We start from the raw sequence: 268 nt of genomic DNA on the forward strand, positions 1-268 counted from the left end.
TGACCAAGAAATATGAAGCTGACTTAAATGGCATGAGAGACGAGTTTCAGAAAAAAGCCGAAGCTTTCACCAAAGAAAAGGCTACCTTGGTGGAGAGTATTCGTCTACGTAAAGAGCAAGAACTCCAAGATATCCAAAATCGTATTACTTCATCTTATCAAGTGATGCAAGAAGACCTTCAGAAACAACAAGAGACTTTGTTGAGACCTATTCAAGTGAAGGTAACTGATGCTATCAAAAAAGTAGGTGATGCCAATGCCTGCACTTA

The 268-nt window shown here is 39.2% G+C and carries 1 protein-coding gene; it reads left to right on the top strand.

Translation table 11 applies throughout. From position 1 onward, the window contains the following. Nucleotides 1-268: OmpH family outer membrane protein (locus tag RMT89_RS43345; RefSeq protein WP_315889252.1), on the top strand; the 268-nt coding region annotated here is incomplete at both ends.

This window comes from Streptomyces sp. P17 (assembly GCF_032436805.1).
In the GTDB taxonomy this organism is placed as follows: Bacteria; Actinomycetota; Actinomycetes; order Streptomycetales; family Streptomycetaceae; genus Streptomyces.